This window comes from Jiangella anatolica (assembly GCF_003236295.1).
Taxonomy (GTDB): domain Bacteria; phylum Actinomycetota; class Actinomycetes; order Jiangellales; family Jiangellaceae; genus Jiangella; species Jiangella anatolica.
This window is the reverse complement of record NZ_POTW01000012.1, coordinates 61789-74352: the sequence shown is the minus strand read 5'-3', so window position 1 is coordinate 74352 and position 12564 is coordinate 61789. Positions and strand designations below refer to the sequence as shown.

Below are 12564 nucleotides of genomic sequence, written 5' to 3'. Positions count from 1 at the left end.
CTAGACACGTGCGGCACGACGGTCGCGCCAGTAGGCCGCCATCGCGACCGCTCCACCGGCGACCAGCAGCCCGCCGAGGACGGTCAGGGCCGGCGTCGACGACGTGCCGGTGCTGGCCAGGTCGCAGTCGGCCGCTGTGGGCGACGGCGACGCGCTGGGTGTGGGCGTCGGCGTGGGACTCGGCGTCGGCGTGGAGTCGACCTGGGTCACCGTCGGCTGGGTCCGGTACACCGCCGGCGCCGCGGCGCCGGCGCCGGACGCCAACGCGTTGCGCGCTCCGGACAGCTCGCCCACCACGAACGTGTACTCCACCGGGCCGGTCGTGACCGCCTCGCCGCCGGCCGTCCCGGACACCTCGAACGTCAGCGTGTAACTGCCCTCGGCGGAGAACGCCCAGTTGGCGTGCACGTGCTGGCCGACGCTCTGGTGACGGGCCGGCAGCGACTCCTCGGAGCTGAAGATCCGCGCGATGTCGCCGAACCCGGTCGTCTGGAACACCTCGACCGTGCCCGGCCCCTCCGCGCTCACCAGCCTCATGTCGACGGCGTCGCCGGCGAACGTGCCGGCCGCGAGGTCCTCCGTCGACCAGCCGGCCCACACGACCTCGGGGTTCTGCGTCTCCGGGATCAGCCACAACGGCGCGCCGGCAGTGCCGAGGAAGGCGTAGTTGTCGCCGCTCGGCACCGTGCTCGCCGCAGCCGGAACCACGTTGACCAGCACGTCGGCCGGGTCGTAGTACGTGTGGTCGGCCGCCGAGCCCACCTTGGCCCGCAGGCTCATCCGGCCGGACTCGTAGGACGGTGCGAGCAGGTCGACGTGCTCGGTCGTGAGCACCACGGGGTCGCCCGAGGTGCCGCCGCCCGGGTCGGACGGGGCGCTCGAGCCGCCGGTGCCGGTGCTGCTCGGCCGCGGCACGCAGACCTTGGTCGTCGGCTTGGTCGTCGGCGTGGTGGTGGAGGTGGTCGTGGGGTCCGGGGTCGGCGTCGTCGTTCCGCCGTCGGCGCCGGACTCGTCACCGCCGGACTCGTCACCGCCGGACTCATCGCCCCCGGACTCATCGCCCCCGGACTCATCGCCGCCCGACTCGTCCCCGCCGGACTCGTCCCCGCCGGACTCGTCCCCGCCGGACTCGTCACCACCGGACTCATCGCCGCCGGTCTCGTCGCCCGGCTCGCCGGGATCGCATTCGACGTCCCCGACCACGAAGGCGTAGTCGACCGGGCCGGTCGTCACCTCGGTGCCGTCGGCCAGCGTGCCGCTCACCTCGAACGTCACCGTGTACTCGCCGAGCGCGGTGAACGCCCAGTTGGCGTGCGAGTGCATCGGGACGGGCTGGGGCCACGGGTCCAGCGCCGCGGTGGAGCTGAAGATCCGCCGCGGCATGCCGCCCTCGTCATAGCTGAAGACCTCCAGCCCGCCGGGCCCTTCGACGCCGCGCAGTGTGAGGTGGACGATGTCGTCGCGGAACGCGCCGAGCGCCAGCTCCTCGGTGGACCAGCCGGCCCAGACGACCTCCGGGTCCTGGGTCTGCGGGATCAGCCACAGCGGGGCACCCGGTTCGCCCAGGAAGGCGTACTCCTCCAGGTCGGGCACGGCGACCCGGGCCTCGGGGTCCTTGAGGTGCACGAGCACGTCGTCGGGCGCGTAGAAGACATGGTCGTTCGCCTCCCCCACCTTCGCCTCGAGCACCAGCTCACCGCCGGTGAGCCGCGGCGAGATCAGGTCGACGTGCTCGTGGTCGAGGACGACCCGCGGGTCCTCGCACTGCGGCGGTGGGTCGTCGTCCTCGACGGTCAACGTGTACGGGGCGGAGTACGCCACGTGCGCGCCGTCGTCGGTGGAGAGCGCGGCCCGGTACTGCCGCCCGTCGTCGGCGGCGGACGGCGTGACGGTCAGCGTGTCGGTCGTGGCGCCGTCGACGGTCTCGAACGTCAGCGCGCCCGGCGCGCGCGTCGACCACTGGTACGCCGTCAGGCCGGTCGGCGGGTCCTGCGACACGGTCAGCGTCACCGGCTCGCCGGCGGGGACGGCGGCACCGGGTCCAGCGATCGTCAGGGTCGTCGCCGGCGGGTCGACGTCGCCCTCCTCGACGGTGACGGTGACCGGCTCGCTGGTCGACGGCGCGTAGAACTGCGGCTCCTGCGAGCTGTACGTGGCGGTGACCGAGTGCTCGCCCGGCTCGTCGAACGTCACCGGCAGCGTCGCCCGGCCGTCGGTGAGCGAGGCCCAGCCCAGCGCCGTCTCGCCGTCGTGGAACTGGACGTGCCCGCCCGCCGCCGGCGGTGCGCCGGACCCGGGATCGGTCGTCACCCCCGCCTCGAGCACGACCTCCTCGCCGACGACGGCGGTTCCCGGCGCCTGGACGGCGGTGACGGACGGGGCGGCTGTGGGCAGCGCGCCGTTCTCGCCGCCGATCACCCACGTGTAGTCGACCGGGCCCGACGACACCGGCTGCCCGGCAACCGTCGCCGAGACCGTGAACGTCACCGTGTACACGCCCGGCTCGGTGAACGCCCAGTTCGCGTGGACGTGCGCGCCGATGCCCTGCCGCAGCGTGGTGTGGTCCTCGTCGGAGCTGAAGATCCGGATGGGCTCGCCGAACGGGCTGGTCTGGAAGACCTCGACCTCACCCGGCCCGCGCACGTCGGTGAGCGTGATGTCGACCGCGTCGCCGTCGACCACACCCGCGCCCAGCTCCTCGGTGCTCCAGCCGGCCCAGAGGACGTCCGGGTTCTGGGTCTGCTGGATCACCCAGGCCGCGTCGGTGCCGAGGAACTCGGCGTACTGCTCCGGCAGGCCCTCGATCAGCGCCAGGTCGGAGACCTGGAACACCAGGTCGTCGACCGCGACGTGCTCGACCGGCGGGCCGATCTTCGCGTTCACCGTGAGCCGCTCCCCGTCGAACCCGACGTTGACCGCGTCGACGTGCTCGGTCGTGAGCACCCTTCGCTCGTCGGCGGGCGGCGGGGTGCCCGGCTCGGCGCCGGCCAGCGGTACCGCGGCGGGCAGGGCTGCGAGCAGCGCGGCGCTGCCGGCGACGCCCACGATCTTCCGAACCAGGGAACGGTGCATGACGCGATGGCTCCTGTCAGCGACTGGCGAGAGGTGAGAACAATATAGATAACCATTCTCACTTCCGCCAGCGCCGAGTTCTGGACGCCCACCCGGCAGGGCCCTGCGCCCACCGGGCGTGCACCGCACCCGCCACGGGGCCGTACCGGGGTTCGGCCGGCCCCGGATACTGCCCTTCGGCGGGTGACGTGCTCTTCGCCGGGGCGAGGACGGGCGCCGGCAGACGCCCGTCAAACCGGCAGATGCCGGCCCGGAACGGGTGGCATCCGCCGGATCCGCGGGCATCGCCCCGGCCGCGCCTTGCGCAGGCGACGCCCTGGATCGGGAAACGCGCCAGCTGCAACCACGGGTCAGGGGTAGCTGCCCGCCGCCAAGGCCGTGCTTGGCCTCGGCGGCCTTCGGCGGTTGGCTCGAATCTGATCGAGCCGCTGCTACTTAACCCTGCGCGTCGCACCTCCGCCAGCGATCGCCCATAACGGCGATCCGGGATGTCGTCGATACATCGTGCTATCCGTCAAGTTGGACATAGGCCTCCACTGCCCAGGAACCCTCAGCGCAATAGGCCACTGACGTCAGTCCACCTGTCATCCATGGGCCGGAGACCGGGTATGTTGCTCCCGAGTTCTCCTCACATATTCCCCTTACCCTATACCTGAGGGAACCGCCGTAGAGGCAAACCGCCCCGACGCCCCGCTCACTTCCTATCCATGCATCACAAAGGGTCCGCAGGGTTGACTGAGGAGAGGCGACTGCGGAGCTTGGAGTGGCGAGTCCCAATATTCCCGCCAGTGTTGCCAATACGGTCAGGACGACAGTCGTTCTTGTGAGCCTCATTCGACTCCCCTTCCATAATTTGGAAAGATTGATCTATCCCGGTGAGATTCGGGCGACGGAGATCGTCTTCTGACGCAGGCCAAGCACAGATGTGACCTGCGTCGAACCATGTCATGGGCGTTGCGCCGTGACGACCCGCGAGGTGCACCGGTTCCTCCGGCCGGCCTGCCGATCGCGACCGCGCTGCCACTGAAGCCGAGTGATCGATGGAACCGGTGCCGCGGTGATGGGTGGTCAGGGGGCGGAGTAGACCATGAGCACCTGGGGGACCGGGCGGAAGATGGTGCTGTCGATCTGGTGGTACTCGGAGATCGACGACGTGCTGCCGCCGCCGTCGAGCTGCACCTCGGACTGCGAGCCGAAGTACTTCAGCATCTGCCGGGCGTCGGCGAGCTTGTAGGACCGCACCGTCGTGAGGATGTAGACCCGGGACGCGTTCACGTTCACCGAAGCGTTGACGCCAACCATCGTCCGCCGCGCGACGTCATCGGGATTGCCGGTGAGGTTGACGGCGGGGTGAAAGCCAACGGTCCCGTCATAGCCGGCAGTGCAGCCGTGCCCCGAAGTGTTGCACCCCCAGTGCTGGTTCACGTTGAGAATCGCGTACTCCGGCCCGAAGTTGCGCATCTTCACCGCCTGGCCGAGGCCGGGGGGCCCCAGAGTCAGGCTCGCCTTCGCGTTCGTGAAGTCGGGCCCGCCATAGAAGGCGTATCCGTAGGAGGTGACCGATCCCGTCGTGAGCTGGGGGAAGGTGAGCGCCGTCGTCGGGTTCCTATCGTCTTTGAAGAAGCCCGCGTTGGTCGTGCTGAAGAGGGTGCCGGGGCCGCCGGACCCGCCGCCCCAGAGATCGTGCCACTCCTCCGCCGTGTGCTTCTCGAACTGCGTGTCGGGTGCAAACACGCCTGGGCACCCTCCTGGCGGACAGACGTAGTCCGATCTGAGCCGCACCTGGGCGCCGTCGGCGAGGTCGACGATTTGCATGACGGCGGCCAGCTGGGCGATGCCACCGGCATTGTCCATGCCCCAGCAGACCGTCACCCCATTGCCGGAGTACTGCTGGATCCAGTACTCGATCCCCGCGACGGGCGGCTGGGTGGGAGCGGGACACGACTGCAGGGCGGACGCGGGTTGCGCCGCGCCGAAACTGACGGCCGTGATGAGGCCGGCGGCGAGCGCGAAGGCCATCCCGATCCGGGTGATCCGGCCGGCTAATCGCCGGCCGATCGTGCTTCTCGCTGACATTGTTACCTCCCACTTGAGTGAAAGAACAAGCCGAGGCCAGGTGCCGGCGGCTTTCTATCCGGAGTTGAGAGTCGGCCCCGATGACCGCCGGCACCTGGTGACCCTGCGGCGGGGCCCTCAGGGACCGGAGGAGACGAAGAGCGCGTTAGGAACCGGGCGGAAGATGTAGGAGTCGATCTGGTGGTAGTTCGAGATCGACTGCGTGCTCCCACCACCGTCAAGCTGCATCTCCATCTGCGACCCGAAGTAGTCCATGATCGCCCGCGCCTCGGAGAGCTCGTAGGACTGCACGGTGGCGAGGATGTAAACCCTCGACGCCTGCACGCCCGACCCGGCGTTGGTGCCGAGCATCGTCCGCCGCTTGGGGCCAGGACCCGTGACGTTGGCATCCGGAGCGAAGCCCACGAGCCCGAAGATAGTGGAGCAATTGGTGCCCGACGTGTTGCCGCATCCGAAATGTGAATCGATGTTCGCCGTCGTGTAAGCCGCCGGGACGTTAGTCAACCTCACACTCTGGAACGCTTGATCCAGACCCCCAATCCTCAAGCTTACCTTCGGGAACGTCGCGTCGGGCCCGCCGTTGAGGGCGGTGCCATAGGAATGAATCTTGCCACTAGTGACTTCAGGAAGGCTGAGTTTTGTCGTCGGATTTGTCGCGTCTGTGAAGAAGCTGGCGTTGGTCGCGCTGAAGTAGCCCCACGTGTTCCACCATTCCTCCGCTGTGTGCTTGCGGAAGGTCTGATCGGCGCTCCCAATTCCGCACGGGCATTCCGGATCGGCACGTAGCAACACTCTGGCGCCGTCGGCGAGGTCGACGATCTGCATGACGGCCGCCAGCTCGGGCAGGCCACTGGCCGTGTCCATGCCCCAGCAGACCGTCACCCCCCGGTCGTAGTACTGCTCGATCCAGTACTCGATCCCAGCCACGGGCGGCTGCTGGCCGGGAATGGGACACTGCTGCAGGGCGGACGCGGGTTGCGCCGCGCCGAGGTTGACACCCGCGAAGAGTCCGGCGGCGAGCGCCAACGCCATCCCGAACCGGGCGAGCCGGCCGGCTATTCGCCGTCCGATGGTGGTTCTCGCAGACATGGATTACCTCCTGCTTGAGTAGGTGAACAAGCCGAGGTCAGGGCAGGTGGGCGGCTTTCTATCCGGAGTTGGGAAGTCGGCACCCCGATGACCGTCGGCACCTGGTTGCCCTGCGGCTGGGCCCTCGCCGTAGGTGCCGGCACTGACGTTATTGACTTACCGACCAAGCTGTCAATACGGAAGAAAACTACGTCCGAAAGTCACCGGCCGGCCGCCGAGCGAGCGGCACCGGGCTCAGAATGTGACCTGCGTCACACCATGTCATGGGGCGTCGCGCTGTCTCGTCTTGATGGTGGTGAACACAACTGGGAAGGCGACCCCATGACCACCGCCATCGTGACGTCCGAGCTGGTCAAGGCCTTCGGGCGGGTCCGCGCTCTGAACGGTCTCCAGCTCAGCGTGAAGACCGGCGAGGTGCACGGGTTCCTCGGGCCGAACGGCGCCGGCAAGTCCACCACCATCAGGGTGCTGCTCGGCCTGCTGCGAGCCGACTCCGGCCGGGCGGAGGTGCTCGGCGCCGATCCGTGGCGCGAGGCGGTCGCCCTGCACCGGCGGATCGCGTACGTGCCGGGCGACGTCGAGTTGTGGCCGAACCTCACCGGCGGCGAGGCGATCGACCTGCTCGGCCGGCTGCGGGGCGGGCTGGACAAGGCCCGCCGCGACGAGCTGATCGAGCGGTTCGACCTCGACCCGACGAAGAAGGGTCGCACCTACTCGAAGGGGAACCGGCAGAAGGTCGCGATCGTGGCGGCGCTCGCCTCCGACGCCGAGCTGCTGCTGCTCGACGAGCCGACCGCGGGGCTGGACCCGTTGATGGAAGTGGTCTTCCAGGACGTGATCGACCAGCTCAAGGCTCAGGGCCGGACGGTACTGCTGTCCAGCCACATCCTGGCCCAGGTGGAGAAGCTCGCCGACCGGATCAGCATCATCCGGCAGGGCGAGATCGTGCAGACCGGGACGCTGGCCGAGATGCGTCAGCTCACCCGCACCACCATCGAGGCGCTGACCAGGCAGCCGGTCACGGGCATGGAGCGGCTTCCTGGGATCCACGACCTGGAGGCCGGCGACGGCCCGGTGCGGTTCGCGGTCGACGGCGAGCACCTCGAGGAGGCGGTCCGGGCACTGTCGCAGTTCGGGGTCCGCGCGTTGACCAGCCATCCGCCGACGTTGGAGGAGCTGATGCTGCGCCACTACGGCGACGAGCTCGCAGCCGCCGGCGAGCCGGCCGGGGACGTGCGATGACCACCACCTTGACTGCCGAGGCGCCGGCGTCCGGTGCCGGCGCCTCGGCCACCCGACCGGGCGACGCGCTGGCCGGCACCGGCGCGCTGGTCCGGTTCATCCTGCGCCGCGACCGGATCAAGCTGCCGGCCTGGCTGCTGGGCATGGCCCTGCTGCTGTCCATGTTCCTCAACGGCGTCGCCGAGCTCACCAAGACCGAGGAGCAGCGGCAGGACCTGCTCCGGATCATGGAGGGCGCGACCGGCGCCATCTTCGGCCCCGGCTACGGCCGCGACGACATCACCACGGAACGGTACGTCGTCGGCGTCTACGGGCTGTTCTTCTTCGTGCTCGCCGCCCTGATGAGCCTGCTGCTCGTCGCCCGGCACACCCGCGCGGAGGAGCAGAACGGCCGGGCCGAGCTCGTCCGCTCCGCCGTCGTGGGGCGGAACGCGCACCTCACCGCGGCGCTGGTCGTCGCGGCGGGCGCGAACGTCGCCCTGGCGCTGCTGCTCGGCGGCGTCATGGCCGCCAACGGCTACGGCGGCGCCGACGGGCTGCTGTTCGGCGCGAGCGTCGGCGCGGTGGGGCTGGTCTTCGCCGGCGTGACAGCGCTCACCGTCCAGGTCACCGAGTACTCGCGGGCGGCCACCGCGATGGCGGGCACGGTACTCGGCGCGGCCTGGGCGGTCCGGGCGGCCGGCGACATGATCGAGGACTACGGCAGCCCGCTGTCGTGGTTCTCGCCGCTGGCGTGGTCGAACCAGACCCGTCCGTACGTCGACGGACGGTGGTGGCCGCTGCTGCTGTCGCTCGGGCTCGCCGCGGTGACCGCGACGGCCGGCTACGCACTGTCGGGCCGCCGCGACGTCGGGGCCGGACTGGTCGCCGCCCGCGCCGGCCGGACGGACGCCGCGCCCTGGCTGCGCTCGCCGCTCACGGCCGCGTTCCGGCTGCAGCGGACCGGCCTGATCGGGTGGACGGTGGCGCTGACGGCGTCCGGCTTCCTCTTCGGCGGGCTCGGCGAGCAGGTGGCCGACCCGGCGAACATGAGCGAGGACCGCATCGACATGTTCGGCGGCTCCGTCGACACGCTGCTCGACGGCTACCTCGGCGTGATCACGATGTTCACCGCCGTCCTGGCCGGCATCATGGTCGTCCTCGGCGTCCAGTCGGCGCGCACCGAGGAGACCAAGGGCCGGGCCGAGCCGGTGCTGGCCACCGCGACCAGCCGCTGGGCCTGGTTCGGCGGCTACCTGACGGTGCTCGCGCTCGGTCTGGTCGCGATGCTGCTGATCGTCGGCCTCGCGACCGGGATCGCCGCGGCCGTCGCGGAGAGCGACGGCTCCTACGTCTGGGACCTCACCGCGGCGCACCTGGCCCACGCACCGGGCATCCTGGTCATGCTCGGGCTCGCGGCGCTGTTGTTCGGCGTGCTGCCCAGGGCGATCGGCGTGACCTGGGCCGTGCTCGGCTACAGCCTGTTCGTCGGGTTCTTCGGCGAGATCATGGATCTGCCGGGGTGGGCCCGCAACCTGTCGCCCGTCGAACACGCCGGCCAGCCGCCCCTGGACGACGTCTCCTGGCCGGCGACGGTGACCCTCCTGCTGATCGCCGCCGCGCTCGCGGCGGCGGGGCTGGTCGCCTTCCGCCGCCGCGACCTGGAGACCACCTGAGGTGTCGACGTCGGAGCTCTACGCCGAGCTGCGGCCGCGGGCCTTCGCGATCGCCTACCGGATGCTGGGCAGCGTCAGTGAGGCCGAGGACGTGGTGCAGGAGGCGTTCCTGCGCCTGCACCAGGCCGACCAGCGGGGCGAGCCGGTCGTCTCGCCGCGCGCGTACGTCGCGACGCTGGTGACCCGGATCGCCATCGACCAGCTCCGCTCCGCGCGGGCCCGGCGGGAGCGATACGTCGGCGAATGGCTGCCCGAGCCGCTGGTCGCCGACCCGTCACCGGCCGACCGGGCCGAGACCGCCGACTCGCTGTCGCTGGCGTTCCTCGTCCTGCTGGAGAGCCTGACGCCGCAGCAGCGGGCCGCGTTCCTGCTGCGCGAGGTGTTCGAGTATCCGTACCCGCTGGTCGCCGAGATCGTCGGCACCGACGTCGACAGCGCACGGCACCTCGTCGCACGGGCCCGCCGGCAGGTGCAGGAGCGCCGGCCGCGCTACTACGCCAGCCGGCGGCAGCGGCAGGAGCTGGCCCAGCGTTTCCTTGCCGCCGCCCAGGAGGGCGACGCGCGGGCGTTGGAGGAACTGCTGGCCCAGGACGTGGCCCTGCATGGCGACGGCGGCGGCAAGGTGCAGGCGCTGACCCGGCCGGTCAACGGCCGGGAGCGCGTCGCGAAGATCGTGCTGGCCGGGATGGCGAAGGTCACCCACCGCGGCGCGCACCTCCACCTCACCGAGGTCAACGGCCAGCCCGGCATCATGGTGACCGACGCCCAGCAGCAGCTGCTCGGAGTGATGGGCCTGGGCATCGCCGAGGGCCAGGTCCAGACGATCCACTCCATCGCCAACCCCGACAAGCTGCGCCACCTCGACCGGGCCACGAGCTAGCACCGGCATGGCAGTCGAGATCGTCTTCGAGACCCACTCGCTCACCGAGGACAACGAGAACGGCGTCGCGACCGGCTGGCGGCCGGGCCGGCTCTCCGCGCGGGGACGCCGCCTCGCCGCCGAGCTCGGCGCTCGCCGCCGGAACGCCGGCCTGTCGGCCGTGTTCACCTCGGACCTGCACCGGGCGGTGGAGACCGCCCGGATCGCGTTCGCCGGCACGCCGGTCGCCATCCACCACGACCCGCGGCTGCGCGAGTGCGACTACGGCGAGCTCAACGGCCGTCCCGTCGCGGTCCTGGCGAGCCGGCGAGCGCACCACATCGACCGGCCCTTCCCCGGCGGCCAGAGCTATCGCCAGGTCGTCGACGCCACCAGGAGCTTCCTGCACGACCTGGCCGCCGAGCGGGACGGCGAGTGGGTGCTCGTGATCGGCCACTCGGCCACCAAGTGGGCGCTGGACTGCCTGCTGTCCGGCGCCTCGCTCGAGGACCTGGTCGACGCGCCGTTCGACTGGCGGGAGGGCTGGCACTACACGTCTGCCCTCACCTCCGGGGGCTGACCAGCCGCGACCTGTGCGTACCGGCCGGGGGTGCACCCGAACCGCTCGGCGAAGGCGGCGATGAACGCGCTGGTGGCCGCGTAGCCGACCGCGTCGGCCACGGCGGCGACCGGCTGTCCGTCGACGAGCATCCCGGCGGCGGCGTTGAGCCGCACCGCGACCCGCCAGCGCCGGAACGTGGACCCGGTCTGCGCGACGAACGCGCGCGAGAGGGTCTTCTCGCTGACGCCGAGCTCGGCGGCGAAGGCGGCGAGGTCGCGGGGATCGGCCGGGTCGGCGAGGATCGCCTTCGCGACCGCCCGGGCGCGGTCGTGCGTGGGCAGCGCGATGACGTCGTCGCGGGTCTCGGCGCTCTCGAGCACGTCGACGAGCAGGCGGTGGCACAGGTCGCGACGGGACAGGCTGCGCGGCTCCTCGGCCAGGTGCCACAGCAGGGCGGGCGCGAGCCGGTCCACCACCAGGGCGCACGGGCGCGACCACCGCGCGCCGGCGGGCCGGAGCCGGGTGTCGGTGTAGACGTTGATGAGCTCACGCGGCGCCAGGATCGCCATCTCGTGCAGCATGCCGGCGGGGATCCAGGCGAAGTGCTCGCGCCGCAGGTGCCACGTCGATCCGCCGATCGACAACGACATCGCGCCGGAGCCCATCCAGGCGAGCTGGTCCTTCGAGTGGTAGTGCAAGGCGTAGCCCGTCCCCGCGTCGAGCACCAGCGCCTCGACCTCGAGATTGTCCGATGTCCGCTCGACGACAGCCGCCGCCCGCTGTTCGGCCGCTACCGCGCGATTGTGTCGTCCACCGGCCATGAGGTCGTCCTCTCAGCGCTATCGCCGTCCGGTCCGCAGCATCGCATATCCCAACAAATAAGGCTAGCCTCACCTTTGCCCACGCCCTCTGACGAGGGCCATCGCCCTCCGGAGAGGTTCAGCATGCGAAAGTCCCCCGTCCTTCGCAGGCGCCGCGCGGCCATCGCCGCCGCGGTGCTCGCCGCGGCCGTGCTCGGCGCCTGCGGCTCGTCGTCGGAGCCCACGTCGGCGCCGGCGGAGAACACCGCGCGGTCGGAGGCGACGGACTCGTTCCCCGTGACGGTGACGCACAAGTTCGGCGAGACGACGGTGCCGGCCGAGCCGCAGCGGGTGGTCGTCGTCGGCCTGACCGAGCAGGACATCGTGCTGGAGCTGGGCGTGACGCCGATCGCGACCACCGAGTGGTACGGCGAGCAGCCCTACGCGACCTGGCCCTGGGCGAGCGAGCTGCTCGGCGACGCGGAGCCCACGGTGCTGAGCACGGCCGACGGGTTCGAGTACGAGAAGATCGCCTCGCTGGAGCCGGACCTCATCATCGGGACGAACGCCGGGCTGCTCCAGGAGGAGTACGACCGGCTGTCCGAGATCGCGCCGACGATCGCCAGCGTCGACGGGTCGACGCAGTGGTTCTCCAGCTGGCAGGACCAGACCCGGCAGGTCGCCGCCGCGCTCGGGCGCTCCGACGCGGGCGAGGAGCTGATCGCCGGCGTCGAGGAGGCCTATGCCGAGGCACGGGCGGCGCACCCGGAGTTCGAGGGTCTCACCGCCACGTTCTCCCAGGGCGGGTCGTCGGAGGGGAATCTGTACGTCTACCCGGACGGGTTGAACACCGACTTCCTCACCGAGCTCGGCTTCACGATGACGCCCGGGCTGGAGGCGCTCGTCCCCGACGGGGGTGAGGACGAGGGCTCCCAAGCCCTGGTGTCGGCGGAGAACGTCGGCATGCTGAACACCGACGTCATCGTGTTCGCGACGGAGTCGGCCGACGCGATCGGGCCGCTGCTGGAGTTCGGCACGCTGGCCGACCTCGACGCGGTGAAGGGCAACCGCGCCGTCTACACCGACGCGACCCTGGCCGGCGCGATCTACTTCATGACGCCGCTGAGCCAGAAGTACGTGATCGACGAGCTCGTGCCGCGGCTGGAGGACGCGGTGGCCGGCGAGGCGCCGCAGAGCGTCGAGGGCTGA

9 protein-coding genes are annotated in these 12564 nt (G+C 70.8%); 5 read left to right on the top strand and 4 right to left on the bottom strand.

The window, feature by feature from the left end; genetic code table 11:
- The 3 genes from C1I92_RS07235 to C1I92_RS07225 all read right to left on the bottom strand — a co-directional run bounded on the left by C1I92_RS07235 (position 1) and on the right by C1I92_RS07225 (position 6237).
- Positions 1 to 3072 (bottom strand): TIGR03773 family transporter-associated surface protein, encoded by a 3072-nt coding sequence (locus C1I92_RS07235; RefSeq protein WP_158564032.1) that lies wholly within the window; start codon positions 3070 to 3072, stop codon positions 1 to 3.
- A 1068-nt stretch (positions 3073 to 4140) separates the two neighbouring features.
- Positions 4141 to 5091, bottom strand: a complete 951-nt coding sequence (locus C1I92_RS07230; protein WP_111253983.1) for a hypothetical protein — start codon at positions 5089 to 5091, stop codon at positions 4141 to 4143.
- 174 nt (positions 5092 to 5265) lie between these two features.
- Entirely contained in the window at positions 5266 to 6237 is a 972-nt protein-coding gene (locus C1I92_RS07225; RefSeq protein WP_146605051.1) for a hypothetical protein, read from the bottom strand.
- Positions 6238 to 6558: 321 nt separating this feature from the next.
- Between C1I92_RS07225 and C1I92_RS07220 the strand changes: the two genes are divergently transcribed.
- The 4 genes from C1I92_RS07220 to C1I92_RS07205 are packed head-to-tail and all read left to right on the top strand — an operon-like array spanning position 6559 to position 10573.
- A complete protein-coding gene (locus C1I92_RS07220; protein ID WP_111253981.1) occupies positions 6559 to 7479 on the top strand; it encodes an ABC transporter ATP-binding protein in 921 nt (306 codons plus the stop codon).
- Positions 7476 to 9134: an ABC transporter permease gene (locus C1I92_RS07215; RefSeq protein WP_199521027.1), complete on the top strand. Its 1659-nt coding sequence runs from the start codon at positions 7476 to 7478 to the stop codon at positions 9132 to 9134. Before C1I92_RS07220 ends, C1I92_RS07215 begins: the two co-directional genes overlap by 4 nt.
- Before the next feature lies 1 nt (position 9135).
- The gene (locus C1I92_RS07210; protein WP_111253980.1) at positions 9136 to 10014 is read left to right on the top strand and encodes an RNA polymerase sigma-70 factor; all 879 of its coding nucleotides are present in this window, start codon (positions 9136 to 9138) and stop codon (positions 10012 to 10014) included.
- A 7-nt stretch (positions 10015 to 10021) separates the two neighbouring features.
- A complete protein-coding gene (locus C1I92_RS07205) occupies positions 10022 to 10573 on the top strand; it encodes a histidine phosphatase family protein (RefSeq protein ID WP_111253979.1) in 552 nt (183 codons plus the stop codon).
- Here the strand turns inward: C1I92_RS07205 and C1I92_RS07200 are convergent.
- On the bottom strand, positions 10543 to 11376 hold the full coding sequence (locus tag C1I92_RS07200; RefSeq protein ID WP_111253978.1) for a helix-turn-helix domain-containing protein: 834 nt from the start codon (positions 11374 to 11376) through the stop codon (positions 10543 to 10545). The two genes, C1I92_RS07205 and C1I92_RS07200, sit on opposite strands and share 31 nt — an antisense overlap.
- A 123-nt stretch (positions 11377 to 11499) precedes the next feature.
- Between C1I92_RS07200 and C1I92_RS07195 the strand changes: the two genes are divergently transcribed.
- Positions 11500 to 12564, top strand: a complete 1065-nt coding sequence (locus tag C1I92_RS07195; RefSeq protein ID WP_111253977.1) for an ABC transporter substrate-binding protein — start codon at positions 11500 to 11502, stop codon at positions 12562 to 12564.